Here is a 19129-nt window from a genome sequence, read left to right as displayed (position 1 = left end):
GCTGTTCCTTTCGCTTCGACGTATTCCGTGTGGTGCTGGGCGGATCGGGCCATGCGCCCAGTCTGCCCGGGAGTTCTTCCCGCTCATCAGGCTGCGACCGGGGGCGGCACAGGCACTGATGGCGTCGCGCCGGGAAGCCACCGGTAGGCGCGCGGAAACCGCATCGAGGTGACGGTGAAGCGGCAGACGCGTTCCTTGACCACGGCCGCCGCCCGGCCGGACAGCGCGAACGCCGCGGGGGTGTCGTCCCGATGCGCGGCCTGGATGAAGCCGTCCCGCCGCCCGAGGCTGATCGCCTGTCCGGTCATGCCGATCGACACGGACGACGGTTGTTGCCCTCGGATCATCGCGAGCACCGTGTCCGCGCCGTGGGCGCCCATGGGCAACGCCGCCTGGCAGCTCATCCGCAGGTGCGCCCCCACGTGCGCGGGTGGCGCGACGGCGTCGCCGACTCCGACGATCCGTCGATGGTGCAGGCACACCAAGGCGTCGTCGGTGCGCAGACGGCCGTCGGCGGCCACCGGAAGGCCACTGCGCAGCGCCAGGTCCGGTACGGCCAACGAGCCCGCCCAGACCGTGCAGTCGCTGGGCAGCCGGCCGCCGTCGGTGTCGACGCCGCCCGCGCGGATTGCGGTGACCCGCAGTCCGGTGTGCAGCGCAACCCCGGCGTTGGCGAGCTTGTCGTGAATGCGGGCGCGACTGGATGCGGGCAGCCCGGCGGCGACCGACCGGGAGACCAGCGCGATGTCCAAGGACGGGTACCGGTAGGCGATTTCGGCGGCGCTCTCGATCCCGGTCAGGCCGCCGCCCACGATGACGACGGGTGCCTGTGCGGGCAGCTGCCGCAGCCGGGTGCGCAACGACTCGGCACCGTCGAGGTCGGCGATGCTCCAGGCGTGCTCGGACCCGGTCATGCCGCGGGCGGCCGTGCTGCCCACCGCGTACAGCAGATAGTCGAAGTCGAGCGCGCCGCCGTCGTCGAGCCGCACGGATCGCTCGGCGATCGTGTCCGCCGCCGCACCCGCAGTCGCACGTCGGGGCGCAACAGCCCGCGCAGCGGCCGTATCGCGCGGGGCGCGCCCGCTGCGTGCTCGTGCAGCCGGATGCGTTCGACGAAATCCGGTCGCGGGTTGACCACCGTGACGTCCACGCCGGACCGTCCCACGGCCGCCAGTCGGTTCGCGGCCATCACTCCTGCGTAGCCCGCCCCGACGACCACCACTCGCGCCACCACGACCCACCTCCGTTCAGTTCGACCTGACGCTGTGAGGACATCGCAGGCCGGGCGATCGTGACAGCGGAGGGGTGTGATGGCAGTCACAATGGCCTGACGGCGGGCACGGCACTGGCCGGGTCGCACGAGGTCGTATGCCATAACGACCTCTCGCCCAAGAACACGGTCTATCGGCCGGTCGACGGCGCCTTGCGCCCGGTGGCCTTCATCGACTGGGATCTGGCGGCTCCCGGCGCACGGATCCACGAGGTCGCCCATGTGTGTGGGCAGTACCTCCGGCTCGGGCCGGCTGTCCGGGACGTCTCCGACTTCGCTCACCGGGACGCGTTGGATCGCGCCTTGCGCTGAGTGGTGTCCGGCCCGCATCGGGGCCGTCGGCGGCATGGGCCGAGCGCCTTGCCTGCCGTCAGCCGAGGGCTTTCGGGCGTCAGGCAGCACCGCATGCGGCGCGTCGCGCCTCGTGAAGGGCTTGTCTGTCCGGAACGGACGATCACGGCAGAAGGGCGTACCCACTCCTTGCCACTCTCAACGTATAGCGCACGGGGGGTCTTGCGGCAAGGCCCCAGTCATGCCGCACAATCGCTGACCTCGGCCAGAACCTTCGGCAATGGGAGCTTTACGAAGTGCGTGTTTTTATCGGAGCCGGTGAGATGAGTCCCCTGACCACCAGCGCGTTCGACCTTCCCGACCGCCTCTCCTCCAAGGCCGACCCGACCCTGATCGCCGCCGACGAACGGCACTTCGCGGCCATCGCGGAGAGCCTTGAGCAGTCGATGGCCGAACTGTCCGACCGCCTCGACGCCGAGCTGAAGGCGCCCGGCGGCGTCGGCCGGCAGGCCATGGACCGGGACGCGGAGGTCCAGCGGCTGACCGGGCGCCTGCGTGCCCTGCGGCGCTTCGGCCTGGATCTGTGCCTGGGGCGCGTCGTCGGCGCGGACGACCCCGAGCCCGTGTACATCGGACGGCTCGGCCTCACCGACAGCGCGGGGCGTCGGCTGCTGGTCGACTGGCGCTCCCCGGCTGCCGCACCGTTCTTCGCGGCGACCCACGCCAACCCGATGGGTCTGGCCAGCCGCCGCAGGTACCGCTGGACCGGCGGCCGGATCAGCGACTACTGGGACGAGGTGTTCACCGCCGACGGACTGGACGGGCACGCCGCGCTCGACGACCAGTCCGCCTTCATCGCCAGCCTGGGCAGCACCCGGTCGTCCCGGATGCGCGACGTGCTCGCCACCATCCAGGCCGACCAGGACGCCATCATTCGGGCGGGTTCCCGGGGCGCTCTCGTCGTCGACGGCGGCCCGGGCACGGGCAAGACGGTCGTCGCCCTGCATCGCACCGCCCACCTTCTCTACTCCGACCCGCGCCTCGGCCACCGTCGGGGCGGCGTGTTGTTCGTCGGTCCGCACCAGCCCTACCTGGCCTACGTCGAGGACGTCCTGCCCAGTCTCGGGGAGGAGGGGGTGCAGACCTGCACGGTGCGGGACCTCGTCGCCGAGGGGGCCGGAGCGGCGGTCGAGGCCGACCCGGAGGTCGCCCGACTGAAGTCGTCCGCGGGCATGGTCGAGGCGATCGAGGCGGCCGTCAGGTTCTACGAGGAGCCGCCGGCCGAGGGGATGACGGTCACGACCGACTGGGCCGACATCCGACTGAGCGCCGACGACTGGGCCGAGGCGTTCGACGCGCCGGATCCAGGCACCCCGCACAACGAGGCGCGCGAGCAGATCTGGGACGAGCTGGTCACGATCCTGCTGGACAAGCTCGACGGCGATGTCCCGCCCGACCTGTTCCGACGCTCGCTCAGGCACGACGAGGAGCTGGTCACCACCCTCCACCGTGCCTGGCCGCTGCTCGAAGCGACCGACCTCGTCGGGGACCTGTGGTCGGTGCCGGCGTATCTGCGGATGTGCGCTCCCTGGCTCAGCCGCGACGAGGTGCGCACGCTGCAGCGCAAGGAGACGCCCCAGGCATGGACGGTGTCCGACCTGCCGCTCCTGGACGCGGCGCGGCAGCGGCTCGGCGACCCGGAGGCGGCGCGACGCACCCGCCGGCAGCAGGCCGCTGCCGAAGCCGAGCGCGCCCGCATGGCCGACGTCATCGCCGATGTGCTGGCGGCGGATGACGACGGTGAGGGCGCGGTGACCATGCTGCGCGGGCAGGACCTACAGGACAGACTGATCGACCGGACCGCCCTGCCCGGCATCGATCCGGACCGCCTCGCCGGCCCGTTCGCGCACATCGTCGTGGACGAGGCGCAGGAACTGACCGACGCGGAGTGGCAGATGCTGCTGTCGCGGTGTCCGTCCCGGAGCTTCACCATCGTCGGGGACCGCGCCCAGGCCAGGCACGGGTTCACCGAGTCGTGGCAGCAACGACTGGAGCGGATCGGGCTCGACCGGGTCGAGGTGACCGCCCTGAGCATCAACTACCGGACGCCGGAAGAGGTCATGTCGGAGGCCGAGCTGGTCATCCGGGCCGAGTTGCCGGATGCCAATGTGCCGACCTCCATCCGCAGCAGCGGCGTGCCCGTCGCCCACGCATCCGTTGCGGACCGGGACTCGGTCCTCGACGCCTGGCTGGCCGCGCATGCGGACGGGATCGCCTGCGTCATCGGCGATCCCACGTTCCGGGCGACGTCCCGGGTGCGGTCGCTGGCCCCGGAACTGACGAAGGGGCTGGAGTTCGACCTGGTTGTCCTCGTCGACCCGGAGGAGTTCGGCACGGGCATCGAAGGTGCGGTCGATCGCTACGTCGCGATGACCCGGGCGACCCGGCAACTCGTCGTCCTGACGAGCTCCTGACGTCGTCCGCGGGGCAAGCCGACCGCCGCCCCGCGCCCATGGAGGCGCCGTCCCGTCCCGCCCGCGCCAGCGCCCCAAACAGCGCCGGCCCAACGCCACTCCCCGCACACGCCACCCCCCGAGCGGGCGGACCCACCTGCTGCTCCCGGGGCTGCGCCTGCTGCGGCAGGCAGCGGCTCCGGGTCTTACGAATCGCTGACGGTCGGGCGCGAGGGGTGGTCGGCGGCCCCGAACCGGTGTTGTGCTGGTCGCATGGTCAGTGAAAGGCAAGGCAGGCCCGTCGGTCGGCGACTGGTCCTGGGAATGCTCGGGCTCGGCGCCGTGGGCGTGGCGGTCGGGGCGCCGCTGCAGGACAGCCTCAACGGGGTGTTCGCCGGCGTGCGCGAGAAGGATCCCACCGGCATCACGGGCCTGCTGCCCGGCTCCGGTGACTTCCGGTTCTACTCGGTGGCCCCCTCGGTCCCGCAACGTACCGCCGCCGACTACCGCCTCACTGTGGACGGGCTCGTCGCGCGTCCGACGGCGTACACGCTGGCGGACCTTCAGGGTCTGCCGCGCACCCGGACGGTCAAGGACGTGCAGTGCGTCACCGGCTGGCGGGTGCCACGGACGCCGTTCACGGGCGTGCGGCTGTCCCATCTGCTCGACGCGGCGGGGGTGAAGCCGGGCGCCAAGGCCGTGCGGTTCACCTGCTTCGACGGCGTGTACACCGAGAGCCTGACCCTGGACCAGGCCCGGCGGCCCGACATGCTGGTCGCCTACGCGATGGACGACCGGCCGGTGACGCACGCGCACGGCGGGCCGGTCCGGCTGTACGCCGCGCCGATGTACTTCTACAAGTCGGCGAAGTGGCTGTCCGGCATCACGGTCACCGACCGTGTGCAGCCCGGCTATTGGGAAGAGCGCGGGTACGACGTGGACGCCTGGGTCGGCCGATCGAACGGGCGGGACGATGCCAGCATTGACTGAACGGCCGGCCCCGGTGCGCCATGCGGAGAGGCTGCGGCGGTTCACCGCCGCGGAGCGGTGGGTGCACCGGTCCACGGCGGCGCTGATGGGCATCATGCTGCTCACCGCGGCCTGCCTGTACGTGCCCTACCTGGCCGAACTCGTCGGTCGCCGCAGCCTGCTGGTCACCCTGCACGAGTGGGCGGGGATCGCCCTGCCGGCACCGTTGCTGGCGGGGCTGGTCTCACGGGCCTTCCGGGCGGATCTGGGCCGGTTGAACCGGTTCGGCCCGCAGGACCGCGGCTGGGTGAGAGCGGCCCTGCGCGGGCACCACCGTCCGTCGGGAAAGTTCAACGCCGGGCAGAAGCTGTATGCGGCGTTGGTCGCCGGAGCCGCGCTCGTCATGATCGGTACCGGTCTGATCCTGTGGTTCCCGATCCTGGTGCCGCTGCTCTGGCGGACCGGGGCGACCTTCGTCCACGACTGGATCGCCCTGCTCATCGGTGTCCTCGTCATCGGCCATGTGTGGATGGCGGCCCGCGATCCGGAGGCCCGCCGCGGGCTGCGCACCGGCCATGTCTCGCGCGCCTGGGCCAGGCGGGAGCATCCGTTGTGGGAGGAGGAGTCCTGAGCGGGAAGCCACTGTCACAGCCGGCCGTTACGCTTCGAGCGATTTCCCGCCGGCTGACCGGAAGACATGATGACGCACAGCTCCAGACCATCGACCGAAGCGATACTCACCGCACTGCCCGCGCTCGCTCCCTACGCGCGCGACGCCGTGGTGCTCTGTCCCGAGCGTGGCGAGCCGGACCCCCGGCACAGCTCGATCGGCGGCCCGCTCCTGTGGCCGAGTGACGAACCGTGGCCGGAGTGCTCCCTGCCCGACGTGGACAGCCCTGACGGCGCACCTGCCACGGCGATGGTGCCGGTCGCCCAGATCTTCCGACGAGACGCGCCGGGGCCCTGGTGGCCCGCCGACTTCGACCTCTTGCAGATCCTTTGGTGTCCCAACGAACACTGGGATCCGCCGGCCCAACAGGCCGACACCAGCCCTGTGGTCGAGATGCGATGGCGTCGGGCCGCTGAGGTGACGAGCCGGTTGACGACCCCGCCGTCGCCCTCGCGCTACGACGAGGACGGCTATCTGCCCCGGGCATGCACCCTCACCGCTCGGCATCTGACCGACTTCCCCTACCGTGAAGAACTGCCTGCGGACCTCCGCCCGCAACTGGAGGAACTGGTCGGTGCGATCGCTGACGGCAGTGATGTCATCACCCGCGTCGCCGGCTGGAAGCTCGGCGGCTGGCCGACCTGGCACCTGACGTACCCGGCAGTGTTCGCCTGCGGTGACTGCGGCACGGACCTGACGCTGCTGTTCACCATGGCCAGCGATGCGGAGACAGGAGTCGTCGTCGGCCGCTCCGGAGACCTGCGGATCTTCACCTGCCCTGCCGATCACCGTCATCCCTTCCAGGTGGACCTGCATTGAACTGACGCGGCCCGGCCCGGCCCGGCACGCGCCGCGGTCCGTCAGGAAGAACAGCCAGCTCGCGGGCCGCCGTTCGGCATCCGCTCCGGGCCCGATCGGCGCAGTGCCACGAAGGGACGGCCGTCGACCGCCCATCGGCCGGTCGGGAGCCAACCCGTCGCGTCGGCGGCATGCAGCAGGGCGTTGGTGCCCAGACGGGCCCAGGGGAACGGGCGGCCGTGGCGGCCCCGGGCGTCCTCGACGCGCGCGGTGAGGCGCTCGTCCACGTCGTGGGGGGCCGCCTCGGCCAGCAGGCGTCCACCCGGGGCGACCACGGTGCGCAGGCGGTCGAGCAGGCCGATCGGATCGCCACCGATGCCGATGTTGCCGTCCATGAGCAGGACGGTGCCCCACCGGCCCTCCTGCGGCAGGCGGTCGAAGACGGACCGTCGCACGGCCCGGCCCCCCAGGCGGCGGGTGCACGCCACGGCGGTCGGGCTGACGTCGATGCCCAGCGCCGGGACGCCTTGGGCGCTCAGCGCGGCCACCAGGCGTCCGGGGCCGCAGCCGGCGTCGAGGACGGGGCCGGTGCAGCGCCGCAGCACGCTGGAGTCGGCCGCGTCGGGCACGGCGCACCAGCGCTCGACGTCCAGGGGCAGCAGATCGCCCCGCCAACCGGGGCCCTGCGCGCTGTCCGACGGTGACAGGCGGCGCAGGAAGAGGGGGCCACTGCCGGTGCGCAGGGCGTGCGCGTAGGGCTGGTCCGTCCAGGGGTCACGCGGTTCTGCGGGTGCGGGGCGGCCGGTGGCGGGCGTCGGTGCGTGGGGTTGGGCGGCCGCCGCGATGTCGGTCGCGCGCCGGCCCTGCGCAATGCGGTCCGGCACCCACGGCAGTGCCTGGGCCCCGGCGAGGCAGGGCAGCACGACGTCGACCCGTGAAGGGGAAGGGGATGTCTCACTCACCCGCCTCACCCTACGAGAGCAAAAGGTACATAAAGGACTTGCTCACCTTACGGAACGCTGACGTCCCGGGCCTTCGCGGCCGGCCACCGAAAGAGGATGCAAGACTCGGTGAGGTGAAACGCGTACTCGTCGTGGACGACGACCCCACCGTCTCCGAAGTCGTGGCCGGCTATCTGGACCGGGCGGGCTTCGCGGTCGAGACGATCGCCGACGGCCCGACCGCCGTGGCCCGGGCCACCGCCCAGCCACCCGACCTGGTGGTGCTGGACCTGATGCTGCCAGGCATGGACGGGCTGGAGGTCTGCCGGCGCATCCGCGAGCAGGGCCCACTCCCGGTGATCATGCTCACCGCGCGCGGCGACGAGGAGGACCGCATCCTGGGCCTGGAGTTCGGAGCGGACGACTACGTCACCAAGCCCTTCAGCCCCCGCGAACTCGTCCTGCGGGTGCAGTCGGTACTGCGCCGCGCCGGCGTACCGGCCACCGCCCGGACGGCACGGTCGGAGCCGTGGCTGCGGGCCGGACCGCTCAGCCTGGACCCGGCCGGCCGACGCGCCACCCGCGACGGAAACGAACTCGCCCTGACAATACGGGAGTTCGACCTGCTGGAGTTCTTCCTGCGGAACCCCGGGCGGGCGACGAGCCGGGAGGAGCTGATGCGCCGGGTGTGGGGCTGGGAGTTCGGCGATCTGTCCACCGTGACCGTCCACGTACGGCGACTGCGCGAGAAGATCGAGGACGACCCGGCCCGCCCGCACCTGATCAGCACGGTGTGGGGCGTGGGCTACCGCTTCGACGCCGCCCCACCGCCGGAAGGCGCCGACGAGCGAGGAGCCCACGATGATCGGTGACGCGCTGCTCATCGCGCTGTACGCGGCGGTCGGCGCGGGCGCCGCCGGACTGGTCGGCACGGCCGCCCTGCGGCTGCTCCGGAACCGATCGGTCACCCTGTCCCTGGCCGTGGTCGCCGCCGTCACGGTGGCCGCGATGCTCGCCGGAACGCTCCTGGTCTCCTGGGCCATGCTGCTGTCCGATCACGACCTGTGGGTCGTGACGACGGTCTGCGCCATGGCGGCGGTCGTCTCCATGACGGTGGCCCTCGTCCTCGGCCGCCGCGTCGTCAAGGGAAGCCGCGCACTGGCCGAGGCCGCCCGAGCCCTGGGGGACGACGGCCGCTTCACCCCGCCCGCCACCGCGCCCACGGCCGAACTCGCCCAGCTGAGCCGCGAACTGGCCGCCACCAGCGCCAGGCTCACCGAATCCCGGGAGCGCGAGCGGACCCTGGAAGCCTCGCGCCGGGAACTGGTCGCCTGGATCTCCCACGATCTGCGCACCCCATTGGCCGGCCTGCAGGCGATGGCCGAGGCGCTGGAGGACGGCGTGGTCGACGACCCCGGCGTCTACCACATCCGCATCCGCACGGAGGTCGAGCGGATGGGCACCATGGTCGGCGACCTCTTCGAGCTCTCCCGCATCCAGGCCGGCGTCCTCACCCTGGCCCCCACCCGCATGTCGGCCTACGACCTCGTCGGGGAAGCGATCGCCGGCGTGGACGCACTCGCCAGGGAACACGGCGTGCGACTGGTCGGGGACGGCGTCGATCCCGTGCCGATCGAGGTCGACGGCCGCGAGATGTCCCGCGTACTGGGCAACCTGCTGATCAACGCCATCCGCCGGACCCCCGCCGACGGCACCGTCGCGGTCTCCGCCCGGCGCCAGGCCACCGGCGTCGTCCTGTCCGTGACCGACGGCTGTGGCGGCATCCCCCCGGAAGACCTGCCCCGGGTCTTCGACACCGGCTGGCGCGGCACCCACGCCCGGACCCCGCCCGCCGGGGCGGGGCTGGGCCTGGCCATCGTGCGCGGCATCGTGGAGGCCCACCAGGGCCGCGCCGCGGTGTCCAACGTGCCCGGCGGATGCCGCTTCGAGGTCCACCTTCCCGCAGCCGGCTGACCACCACCGGCCGGCCGGCCGCACCAACGCCACGTGCACGCACGCGCACACCGCGGCAGGACAGCCGCACTCACTCCGACGCCGACAGTTCCTCGAACAGCCCTTCCAACGCCGTGCGGTCGTCCTCGCCGCCGGTGTGCGGCGAGGCGAACCACCGCGCGTACTCCGCGATCTCCGACAATCGCCAATCGAGCGCGAACAACTCGACCATCGCCGGATCGTGACGCAGGCGGGCACCGGCGGCGAGCAGATCGCCGTAGTCCCGCTCGCGCGGTGCGAGCACCAGCGATTCCCAGTCGACCAGTCGTAGGCCGAAGGCGCCGACGAGCTGGTTGGCGTAGTGCGGCTCGCCGTGCGTCGGCACCCACCCCTCCCGGCCGGCGAGCGCGCTGTCCGCCAGTTCGTGATAGCGGGCCGTCCAGCGTCCGATCTCCTCGCCGCGCGCGGCCAGCGCGGCCCTGGCCTCCTCCCCCAGCGGACCGGACGTCCACGGCCGCGTGGTCCTGGCCCGCAAAGCGGCGGCGAACGACGGCGCGACCCGCGGAGCCCAGTCCCGCAATCCCCCCGGAGGCTCGGCGTCATGCAACGCGGCCAACGCGGCGACAACCCCACGGACATGGCCCGGCTCGCACGCCTCCGCCTCCGTCGGAGTCCGCCCGTCCAACCACGGCGTCACGCTGAGCGCCCCACCCGCGGCCTCGACGGTGAACCGCCCGGCCCGATGCGGCAGCGGTGCGCACACCACCTCCAGCCCGCCCGCCGCGAGCGCCGCCGCCCCCGCATACGCGGCTTCCAGCGACTCCGCGGTATGCCTGGGCCCCAACTCGTCCCACGTCACGAACAAGGCGGTGCCGCCACCGGCCACTCGCCAGTGATGCGCGCCGAAACCCCAGGGCAGATAGACGACCTCCGCGATCTCGGGTGTCTTCGCCGGCCAATGCCCGGCGATCGCACGGGCGATGGCATCGTCGCTGATGGAAGCGGGACGGGAATGCATGAGACCCGACCCTAATCACGGCCCGGGCCCCGCTCACCCGATTTTCCCGCACGGCCGGCCGGCATCGGGGACGTACTGGACGAACTACCGGCCCAGCACCTCCACCAGGCGGCCCCGGGCATGGGCATACGTTTCCTGAGCGTCGAGATCTCCTACGTCCACGCCCAACACGTGCCACGGGGTCCGTGCGAGCAGACGACGGGTCAGGTCGGCCTCGTAGCGGAGATGAGCGGCGGCCGACGCGAGGTCGTGAACAGCCCGAGTACCAGGGGACCCGGCGAGCTTCCGTACGTACCAGTCCTCCCAGGCATCGCCCTCTCGCTCGACCGCACGCCGCAGCGCCGTGGCCGGATCGTCATGGACGTACACCACGGTGACCTGGGCCGGCTCCACAGCCCGGGCCAGCTCACCCATGACGTGGACGAGAGTCCCCTCGTCGTGCCCCCATGCCACGAGGGACGGGATGAACGGCAGCAGGGCATCGGTCACCAGGTAGTCCTTGCCCGCCGCGAGTGACTCGGCGACGTAGGCGCGCGTGCACTCGACCAAGGTCGCAGGCCGGACGGTTCCGTCCCCACCGGCGAACTCTTCGGCCACGGGCCGGAAGGCGGACCGTGTGAGGATGTCGGCCTCCTCGAAGTGGTCCACCGATGCGCCGGTGTTGCCGAGCCACTCGGCTATCGCACGGCACAGGGTGGACTTGCCGACACCAGGGCTGCTGCCGATGACGGAGATGAGGTGCATGGTCATGGCAGCAGTCTCACACCGTGCGCAGACCTCCACCCGGTATTTCGTCGGAAGGCGAAGGCCATGAGGGCGTGACGAGAGTGCGGGCCGCAGCGGTGCCGACGAAGCCGGGGGCGGCCGCCCACGTCCACGCGCCGCCGGTACCCGCCCTCGGCCGTCGGTGGCAACCCCTCCCGTGCCCGCGTGCGCCTGCCGTCGCGTCACCCCGCCCCGCTGAACAATTGCCCTGGTCAAGAAGCAGGGCAGGGCCCGGGCGACATCGAGGGGAACGACGAGCGATGACTGGTGCGGGACATCTGGATCGTAGAGCGCTGTTGGCCGGCGGGCTCGCGGGTGCCACGCTCGCGCTCGCCGGGTGCGCGTCGACGAGCGCCGCGCCGTCGGCGACCGGCGCTTCGTCGTCACCCCGGCCGACCACTCCGGCCACGGCATTCGCGCGACTGATGGAAGGCAACAAGCGCTGGGTGAGCGGAGACCTCCAACACCCCGACCGGGATCCGAATCGGCGTCAGCTGGTCTCCCAGACGCAGGAGCCCTTCGGTTCGATCCTCTCGTGCATCGACTCCCGGGTGCCGCCCGAGCTCCTCTTCGACACGGGACTGGGCGACCTGTATGTGATGCGCACGGGCGGGGCGGCGGTCGGCCCGGTGGTCACCGGTTCCGTCGAGTACGGGCCGATGACGAGCGGCACCCCGCTCATCGTGGTCCTCGGACATCAGCGCTGCGGCGCCGTCAAGGCCGCATACGCATCCCTCCACGACGACAAACCGCTGGCCGGCAATCTGCAGACGATCGTCGAGGCACTGCAGCCCGCGTACGAACAGACGGTCCGGGAAGGAGGCGCAGACCCCGTCGACACCATGGCCCGTGCACAGGTCAAGTTGACCGCGACCGAGCTGCGCGCCAACCAGGACCTCGCCCCCCTCGTGGCCAAGGGGGCCCTTGCCGTGGTCGGCGCCTACTACTCGCTCGACACGGGCACAGTGGAAGTTCTGGCCGGCGCACCTTCCTGAACCGGCCGGACGAAGCCCCGGTCCGCCCTCGGCATCTGCCCCCCCCCACCTGACCGCCTGCGCTCGACCGCACCTGCCGACCGTCTCGGCTCACGCCAGGCGAAGCGCCGTGCGGTGCCGTGCCGTGCCGTGCCGTCGTGCCGTGCCTGGCCGCGCCCAGGCACGGCCACGCCGCGCCCGCCCACGCCCCCCTTCCGAACGAGTAAACAGCTCGACCGATATCGACCATCAGGGGTAAATAATAGGGAAAATGTTCTGGTAATCTCCCAGTTCAGAGACTCGTGTGAAGGAACCGCATGACTACGCCCACTCCTCCCGACGGCTCCACGACCACGGGTCGCGAGCCACAGGACCACAACCCGTGGGCCCCACCGGCACACCAATCCGTCGACGTGCCCCCTGCGACGTACCCGACGCACATCGGCCAACCCCGTAACGGCATGGGCATCACCGCCCTGGTGCTCGGCCTGGTCGGCGTGGTTCTCGGCGTGTTCGTCTTCCTGTTCTGGTTGTCCTGGCTCCCTGCCCTGCTGGCTGTGATCTTCGGCGCCGTGGGGCTGAGCCACGCCCGCAAGGGTCGTGCGACCAACAAGGGCATGGCCGTCGCCGGTCTCGCCCTGGGCATCGTCGGCCTGCTGATCGCGGTCGGCAGCGCGGTGTTCACCGCGGTGGTGGTCAAGCACGCCGTCGATGGCGCACGCTCGGAGATCAAGGAAGTCAAGGAGGCCGAGGAGTCGAAGGCGGCCGAGGAGAAGAAGCGGCACCTCTCCTTCGGCGAGGCGTACACCTTCGGCAATGGCCTGAAGGTCACGGTGTCCAAGCCGACGCCGTTCACCCCGGACGAGTTCGCCAACGGCCACGCCAAGGGCAACAAGGCCGTGGAGGTCACCGTCACGGTGGTCAACACCGGCTCCCGGCGCGTGGGCGTCGAGACCGGAATGCCGGACGTCAAGGACGCGGACGGGATCTCGGCACAGCTGGTGATCGACGGAAGCGGCCGGCAGAAGGTCATCACCGGCGCCGTCCCGCCCAACGGGACGGTCATCGGCAAGTACGCCTTCTCACTGCCGCCAGAGGCCGCCAATCCGGTCGAGGTGAAGTTCAGCCCGGACGTGTCGCAGTGGGACGACGCCTACTGGAGCGGGCCCTCCTCCTGACCTGCACGGCAGGCCCCAACCGTAGCGCAGACGTTCGCGAGCAGTCGCGACCGGTCTGCCGGTGCGGCCCCCGCAGGTCGCCGACTGCGGCGAACGCCTGATTTCCTCCTCTGCGGGCGCGAGCCAAGACCGGTCAAAAGCAGGGCACTTCTACAATTTGGCTCCGTACGGTCCGGCGCGCGCCTCACGGCCGGGCCGTACGCCGGCGACGAAGAGGAGGGTCCCGTGCCAGGCCAACGCTCCATCATCGAGGCCGAGAAGCTCGTCGAAGCCAAGCTCGGCGGCGTCCCGATCGGGCACGACCAGATGGCCGTGGTGGCCAACATCCATCGGGTGGCCGCGGCCGTCCGGCAACATCTGGAGAATTCCGTACTGCGCGGTTCGGATCTGACCTGGACCGCGTTCGTCGTGCTGTGGGTGATCTGGATCTGGGGCGAGTCGGAGACCCGATACGTCGCGGAGGAGGTCGGGATCTCCAAGGGCACCCTGACCGGCGTCGCCCGCACCCTGGAGTCCCGCGGCCTGGTCAGGCGGGCTGGCCACCCCGAGGACGGCCGGTTGGTGCTGCTCGGTCTCACCACGGAGGGCGAGGCGCTGATGCACCGTCTGTTCCCCCAGTTCAACGCGGAGGAGGTCTTCGTCACCCAACGGCTCGACGCCGAGGAGTGCCGACGGACCGCCGAGATGTTGCGCCGGATCGTGGTGCAGGTCGAGACGCACGGCGAGGAGCGGCGGGCGGCGCTGCTGGACGGCGCGGAGCCGGCACCCCGCCGCAGCGGACGCCGCCCGAAGTCCTGACGGGGCGTCGGCGCCCCTTGCCTGGTGCGCGGCCGCTCGTCCTGGAGCGCCGCACCGAGCCGTCCACCGAACACCGCGCGAACGGCCTGGTCGGGCAGGTCGTGCGGATGCTCGACCGGCGCGGACCTGCCCGGCCTGAGCGAACTGACCCGTGCCGGCCGCCCACTTCTCCTCGATCCCACCCACACCCTCGATCCCGGCCCCTGGGCGTCCCGCGTCGACACCATCGCCGTCCCCGAATTCCACACCCGAACCCAAATCTCTTGCTCGGCCGACGAGGGGCCTGATGGGATCCTCGGCATGACTGTTTCTGCTCCCGGGGCGGACCCGGCGACCGCGACGCACGACCTGCCGGTTCCGGCTCACTGGTTTGAGCTGCACGAACTGGACGACGGAATCGTCCGGATCACCGAACCGCACGTCGACAAGCTGCTGCGGGCCAACCTGTGGTGGTTGCGCGGAACCGATCGCGACCTCGTCGTGGACGCCGGCCTGGGCGTCGCCGCCCTACGCCAGGAGATCCCGCAGATGTTCACGCGGGATCCGCTGGTCGTTCTCACCCACGCCCACCTCGACCACGTCGGCGGCGCCCATGAGTTCCGCGAACAGGCCGCCCACACCGCTGCCGCCGGAGCGCTGGCGGAAGGGGTTGCGGCGAGCCTGTTCGGCATCGAGCTCTACGACCGACTCGGCCTCGACGCCGCGGCAGACCCCCCACCGAACCTGCTGATCAACGCACTTCCGCACCCGACCTACGACCCTCGCACCTACCAGGTGGCTCCCCTGGAGGTGACCCAACAGTTGCACGACGGGGACGTCATCGACCTCGGCGGCCGACAGCTGACCGTCATCCACCTGCCCGGCCACACACCGGGGTGCATCGCCCTGCACGAAACGCACACCGGGGTGCTGTACTCCGGCGATGTGATCTACAACGGCGACCTCATCGACGACCTCCCGGAATCGGACCGGTCCGCCTACCGCCGAAGCCTGCAACACCTCTTGGACCTGGACGTGTCCGCCGTCCACCCGGGTCACGGCCGCAACTTCACCCGAAGCCGCCTGCACGAACTCCTCCACGCGAACCTGCGAGACCAGGAATGAGAGCCGGAGTCACTGCTGTGGCCGGCGGACCGGGTCTCCGGCCGGGGTCGGGTCCATGGTGTGGAAGCCCTCTGCCGACTCCAGGATCCAGTCACCCGCCCCTGACTCCTGCGGAGGTCCGTCGACTGCGACGTTCTCAACGGCTGCTTCGCCGGCAGGGTGGCCACCGTCGCGAGACTGCACGAGGCGCTCCCCGAGTTCGAGAGTGACGCCGACGCCGCGGGCGGCCTGGAGGCCCACGTCCACCAGATCGGCCTGCTCGGGCCGACCTCCGAACGCTTCGTCGTCGCGACGATGCCGGCCGGGTACCTGACCACGGTGAAGCTGACGGGCCCCGGAAACAACGAAAGGCCACGCACACAGTCCTCGCCGCGGGGGACAACCGCCTGCAGCGGCTCGCGGACGCCACCGCACCCAAGCTCCGCCTGCGGGCGTTCGCTGAGCACGGCGCATCGGCCGAGGATCAGCGCACGTCGACCGCCGCGGAGAGAGACGGGCCGGCGAGGCGCGGAAAGAGCGCTTCGGCGTTGCCCCGGTCGATGGCCTCGACCTGACCGGGCGCGTAGTGGGGGTAGGTCTCCAGGTGATGGTTGTAGTAGGTGCCGGCCTCCTGGGGCGCGAAGGGCCAGTCGCTGCCGTAGAGGACGTGGCCTGGCTCGGCGAAGGCGAGCAGGGCGGGCAGGGCACTGGGACTGGCGGTCAGGGCGGTGTCGAAGAAGAAGCGCTTCAGATCGCGGAGGACGTCCTCGTCGTTGCGCTCCGGGTCGACGGCGATGGAGGCCAGGCCGGCGAACCGGTAGGCGGCGTAAGGCAGGAAGCCGCCGCCGTGGGAGAGGATGACGCGCACGTTCGGGTAGCGGCGCATGACGCCGTTGAGCACCAGGTCGAGGGCGGTGCGGGTGGTGTCGAAGACATAGTCGGCGAGCGGGGCGGGGGTGCCGGGCAACCGCGGCATCGGCGGCTGGGCGGGGTGCACGAAGACGGTGGTCTGGCGTCGGTCGAGTTCGGCCCACAGGGGCTCGAAGTCCGGGTCGCCCAGGTAGCGGCCGTGGACGTTGGACATCAGCACGACTCCGTCGGCGTGCAGGGTGTCCAGTGCGTAGGCGACCTCGGCGAGGGCTGCGTCGACATCGGGCAGCGGGACGCTGGCGAAGTGACCGAAGCGGTCGGGGCGGTCCTTGACGACCTCGGCACCGTACTCGTTGACGGCGCGGGCCAGGGTGCGGGCTTCGGCGTCGCCGTCGAGGTGGACGCCGGGTGCGGTGACCGAGAGCACGCCGGTGGCGATGCCCTGTTGGTCCATCATCGCGATCGCGCCGCTCGGGCTCCAGTCCGGGATGGGCCAGCCTCCGGAGTCCAGGCCACGCGCGGCGAGGGCGCCGGCCCACAGAGGCGGGACGATGTGCTGGTGGACGTCGATGCGGCCGGGGCGATCCATGATCCTTAGCTCCCTATTACTTAGCTTGCTAATGAATTCATTGAGTAAGCTAACAATCATGCGAGAGACGAGCAAGGGCGTCGCCGACGACAGCCCAGCCCCGGCCTCCGACCAAGGGGGCATCGAGGAGCTGGCGCGCGCCGCTGACCAGCTGTTCTACGCCATGCGCCGGTCACGGGCCGCCACCGTCGGGCGGTCCGCGACCGGACTCTCCATGGCCCAGCTGGCCCTGCTCGACCTCCTGACGGAGGATTCCCGGGGCGCGGGCCTACCCGTCAGCAAGCTCGCCGCCAACGCGGACATCAGCGTCCCCACCGCCACGCGGATGCTCAAACAACTCGAAGCCCATGGCGTGATCACCCGTCGCCGCTCCGACCAGGACGAACGGCAGGTCCTCATCCGGCTCACCGACGACGGCACCCGACGACTCACCGCCATGCGCACCGAGCTGCGCACCCGCCAGGCCCAGGCACTGTCCCGCTTCACACCGCAGGAGCGGCACGCGCTCACCGCACGACTGCACCAGCTCGCCGGCCTCATCACCGACACGATGACCGGTACGGACCACTGACGAACCCTCAGCTCGGCAAGGGCGGACGGGACGGTGGTTCGGGCACGAACTCCCCAACAGGGGACGGCACTTCACCGCGGCGCCGTACGCCTCGTCACAGTGCACGAACACGGCGTCACATCCGCGCCGCACGACGCCCTGGGATCGTCGACGGCCACGTTTCAGGACGCCGGCGACTCACCGCGGATCACGGCGAACGGATTTTTGCGCAGATGACGCGGGGCCCGGGCGATGAGGCGCCTGCCGCGAGTGGTCCCGGCGTCGAGCGCGCGGCTCTTGCGCGGGCGGCGGCGCCCGGCGACGGAGTCAGGCGCCCGCGGCCACGGCTTTGAGTTCGGCGAGCGACTCCCGGATGAGGTGCGCGAAGTCCCGGTCGCCGGATTGCTCGACCCAGCGCTCGAACGCGATCTTGAACACGGCGATGCCCGCCTCGGCCGTCAGGCTCGCGGCCGGCTCTCCCACGCCGCGGCGGCGCAGAGTGTCGGAGAGTGCCGCGGACAACGAGGCGAACTTGATCAGTTCGCGTTCCTGGAGCTCGGCGTTGGCGGCGATGACGGCTTGCCGGCGGCGAACCCTGTCGAAGCGCCCCTGGAACTGTGCCGCGGCGGCATCGAGGGCCGCGGCCACCGCGTCGATCGGCGCCGCGGCGTCAGGCGCCTCGGCGACGGTGTCGACGAAGAGCTCCTGGAGTGTGCCGGCGCCGGCGAACAGCACCTCGCGCTTGTCGGGGAAGTACCGGAAGAACGTCCGCTCCGTCAGCCCCGCACGCTTGGCGATCTCCGCCACGGTGGTCTGTTCGTACCCGCGCTCGCTGTAGAGCTCCAATGCCGCCTGCTCAAGTCGGCCACGCGCGTTGGGCTCCCATCGACTCATGTCCCGAATCTTACTCGATGACAGTCACTGACATCGGTGCTACCTTTGATGTCAGTGACTGACATCGGTCCATCCTCGGCGCACCCTGCGCAGAGGGCTATGAAGTGCTGGGAGTTCTGCTCATGCGTGTATTCGTCACCGGCGCATCCGGTTTCATCGGGTCCGCCGTCGTTCCCGAACTCATCGGCGCGGGCCACCAGGTCCTCGGGCTCGCGCGCTCGGACGCCTCGGCCGAGCGGCTGACTGCCGCCGGGGCGCAGGTGCACCGCGGCACACTGGAAGACCTGGACAGCCTGCGCGCCGGCGCCGCCGCGTCCGACGGGGTCATCCACCTCGCCTTCATCCACCACTTCTCGCGGTACGAGCACGCGGCGCACACCGATCTGCGTGCCATCGAGACGCTCGGTGCCGCGCTGGAGGGATCCGACCGACCCCTGGTCGTCGCTTCCGGCACGCTGGGGATCGCCGAAGGACGGGTGGTGACCGAACGGGACGTCCCCGTTGCCGACTCGATCGGGGCCCTGAGAGCTCCCTCGGCGCAGGCCACGCTCGCCCTCACCGCGCGCGGGGTCCGCTCGTCAGTGCTGCGGCTGGCGCCGTCGGTGCACGGTGAAGGCGACCACGGCTTCGTGAAGACCCTCATCGATATCGCCCGCGACAGGGGCGTGTCGGGATACGTCGGTGACGGGTCGAACCGCTGGTGTGCCGTGCACCGCAGCGATGCCGCGCGCCTGTTCCGGCTGGCGCTGGAGGAGGCTCCGGCGGGGTCGGTGCTGCATGGAGTCGCCGAACAGGCGGTACCGGTCCGTACCATCGCCGACGCGATCGGCCGGCATCTCGGCCTCCCGGTGGCGTCCGTCGCCCCCGAGGACGCGGAGCGGCACTTCGGCTGGCTGGGCGCCTTCTTCGGGGCCGACTCCCCGACGTCCAGTGCACTGACCCGCGAACTACTGGGATGGCAGCCGACCCATCACGGACTCATAGACGACCTGGAACAGGGTCACTACTTCCGGGCCGCGGTGGGCCGTTCCACCCTGCCGTAGCCGAATCCGCCCTACGGTGCAC

General features: G+C 71.2%; 20 protein-coding genes. 13 read left to right on the top strand and 7 right to left on the bottom strand.

Going from position 1 to position 19129, the window contains the following annotated elements; translation table 11 throughout:
* Positions 1 to 86: 86 nt before the first annotated feature.
* Both MOV08_RS41060 and MOV08_RS41055 read right to left on the bottom strand, forming a co-directional pair.
* A complete protein-coding gene (locus tag MOV08_RS41060) occupies positions 87 to 989 on the bottom strand; it encodes an NAD(P)/FAD-dependent oxidoreductase (RefSeq protein ID WP_275311290.1) in 903 nt (300 codons plus the stop codon).
* Complete coding sequence (locus MOV08_RS41055) at positions 911 to 1189, bottom strand: hypothetical protein (RefSeq protein ID WP_275312034.1); 279 nt, start codon at positions 1187 to 1189, stop codon at positions 911 to 913. Before MOV08_RS41055 ends, MOV08_RS41060 begins: the two co-directional genes overlap by 79 nt.
* A 102-nt stretch (positions 1190 to 1291) precedes the next feature.
* Here MOV08_RS41055 and MOV08_RS41050 point away from each other — a divergent pair, with 102 nt between their 5' ends.
* From MOV08_RS41050 to MOV08_RS41030, 5 genes are all read left to right on the top strand, one after another.
* A complete protein-coding gene (locus MOV08_RS41050; protein ID WP_275311287.1) occupies positions 1292 to 1582 on the top strand; it encodes a phosphotransferase family protein in 291 nt (96 codons plus the stop codon).
* Positions 1583 to 1884: 302 nt separating this feature from the next.
* Positions 1885 to 4035, top strand: coding sequence for an RNA polymerase recycling motor ATPase HelR (helR, locus tag MOV08_RS41045; RefSeq protein WP_039639367.1), 2151 nt, complete (start codon positions 1885 to 1887; stop codon positions 4033 to 4035).
* Positions 4036 to 4287: 252 nt separating this feature from the next.
* On the top strand, positions 4288 to 5004 hold the full coding sequence (locus tag MOV08_RS41040) for a molybdopterin-dependent oxidoreductase (RefSeq protein ID WP_039639365.1): 717 nt from the start codon (positions 4288 to 4290) through the stop codon (positions 5002 to 5004).
* Positions 4988 to 5614, top strand: a complete 627-nt coding sequence (locus tag MOV08_RS41035; RefSeq protein ID WP_275311286.1) for a cytochrome b/b6 domain-containing protein — start codon at positions 4988 to 4990, stop codon at positions 5612 to 5614. The genes MOV08_RS41040 and MOV08_RS41035 overlap by 17 nt, the downstream gene beginning before the upstream one ends.
* A gap of 69 nt (positions 5615 to 5683) precedes the next feature.
* Positions 5684 to 6472, top strand: coding sequence for a YwqG family protein (locus tag MOV08_RS41030; protein WP_275311284.1), 789 nt, complete (start codon positions 5684 to 5686; stop codon positions 6470 to 6472).
* A 41-nt stretch (positions 6473 to 6513) separates the two neighbouring features.
* On the opposite strand, the gene MOV08_RS41025 is transcribed toward MOV08_RS41030, so the two are convergent.
* Entirely contained in the window at positions 6514 to 7296 is a 783-nt protein-coding gene (locus MOV08_RS41025; RefSeq protein ID WP_420834321.1) for a methyltransferase domain-containing protein, read from the bottom strand.
* Positions 7297 to 7526: 230 nt separating this feature from the next.
* Here MOV08_RS41025 and MOV08_RS41020 point away from each other — a divergent pair, with 230 nt between their 5' ends.
* Both MOV08_RS41020 and MOV08_RS41015 read left to right on the top strand, forming a co-directional pair.
* Positions 7527 to 8264 (top strand): response regulator transcription factor, encoded by a 738-nt coding sequence (locus tag MOV08_RS41020; RefSeq protein WP_039639360.1) that lies wholly within the window; start codon positions 7527 to 7529, stop codon positions 8262 to 8264.
* Positions 8254 to 9366 (top strand): sensor histidine kinase, encoded by a 1113-nt coding sequence (locus MOV08_RS41015; protein WP_275311282.1) that lies wholly within the window; start codon positions 8254 to 8256, stop codon positions 9364 to 9366. Before MOV08_RS41020 ends, MOV08_RS41015 begins: the two co-directional genes overlap by 11 nt.
* Positions 9367 to 9436: 70 nt before the next feature.
* On the opposite strand, the gene MOV08_RS41010 is transcribed toward MOV08_RS41015, so the two are convergent.
* Entirely contained in the window at positions 9437 to 10363 is a 927-nt protein-coding gene (locus MOV08_RS41010; RefSeq protein WP_275311281.1) for a phosphotransferase, read from the bottom strand.
* Positions 10364 to 10447: 84 nt separating this feature from the next.
* Complete coding sequence (locus MOV08_RS41005; protein ID WP_275311280.1) at positions 10448 to 11113, bottom strand: hypothetical protein; 666 nt, start codon at positions 11111 to 11113, stop codon at positions 10448 to 10450.
* A 311-nt stretch (positions 11114 to 11424) separates the two neighbouring features.
* Between MOV08_RS41005 and MOV08_RS41000 the strand changes: the two genes are divergently transcribed.
* From MOV08_RS41000 to MOV08_RS40985, 4 genes are all read left to right on the top strand, one after another.
* A complete protein-coding gene (locus MOV08_RS41000) occupies positions 11425 to 12123 on the top strand; it encodes a carbonic anhydrase (RefSeq protein ID WP_275311279.1) in 699 nt (232 codons plus the stop codon).
* 296 nt (positions 12124 to 12419) lie between these two features.
* Entirely contained in the window at positions 12420 to 13280 is an 861-nt protein-coding gene (locus MOV08_RS40995; protein ID WP_039639354.1) for a DUF4190 domain-containing protein, read from the top strand.
* A gap of 225 nt (positions 13281 to 13505) precedes the next feature.
* A complete protein-coding gene (locus MOV08_RS40990; protein ID WP_067356575.1) occupies positions 13506 to 14078 on the top strand; it encodes a MarR family winged helix-turn-helix transcriptional regulator in 573 nt (190 codons plus the stop codon).
* Between the two features lie 300 nt (positions 14079 to 14378).
* Entirely contained in the window at positions 14379 to 15182 is an 804-nt protein-coding gene (locus MOV08_RS40985; RefSeq protein WP_275311277.1) for an MBL fold metallo-hydrolase, read from the top strand.
* A 463-nt stretch (positions 15183 to 15645) separates the two neighbouring features.
* Here MOV08_RS40985 and MOV08_RS40980 read toward each other — a convergent pair whose 3' ends face one another.
* Positions 15646 to 16620 carry an amidohydrolase family protein gene (locus tag MOV08_RS40980; protein WP_275311275.1) on the bottom strand — a complete coding sequence of 325 codons (975 nt, stop codon included), beginning with the start codon at positions 16618 to 16620 and terminating at the stop codon, positions 15646 to 15648.
* A gap of 58 nt (positions 16621 to 16678) precedes the next feature.
* Here MOV08_RS40980 and MOV08_RS40975 point away from each other — a divergent pair, with 58 nt between their 5' ends.
* Positions 16679 to 17191, top strand: a complete 513-nt coding sequence (locus MOV08_RS40975; protein ID WP_275311273.1) for a MarR family transcriptional regulator — start codon at positions 16679 to 16681, stop codon at positions 17189 to 17191.
* Between the two features lie 306 nt (positions 17192 to 17497).
* On the opposite strand, the gene MOV08_RS40970 is transcribed toward MOV08_RS40975, so the two are convergent.
* Positions 17498 to 18064 (bottom strand): TetR family transcriptional regulator, encoded by a 567-nt coding sequence (locus MOV08_RS40970; RefSeq protein ID WP_275311272.1) that lies wholly within the window; start codon positions 18062 to 18064, stop codon positions 17498 to 17500.
* Between the two features lie 122 nt (positions 18065 to 18186).
* Between MOV08_RS40970 and MOV08_RS40965 the strand changes: the two genes are divergently transcribed.
* Positions 18187 to 19107, top strand: a complete 921-nt coding sequence (locus MOV08_RS40965; RefSeq protein WP_275311271.1) for an SDR family oxidoreductase — start codon at positions 18187 to 18189, stop codon at positions 19105 to 19107.
* Positions 19108 to 19129: the final 22 nt, after the last annotated feature.

The sequence above is a fragment of the Streptomyces yunnanensis genome (genome assembly GCF_029011865.1).
Classification (GTDB): domain Bacteria; phylum Actinomycetota; class Actinomycetes; order Streptomycetales; family Streptomycetaceae; genus Streptomyces; species Streptomyces yunnanensis.
The sequence above is the reverse complement of the archived record's forward strand: the minus strand, read 5'-3'. Positions and strand labels throughout refer to the sequence as shown.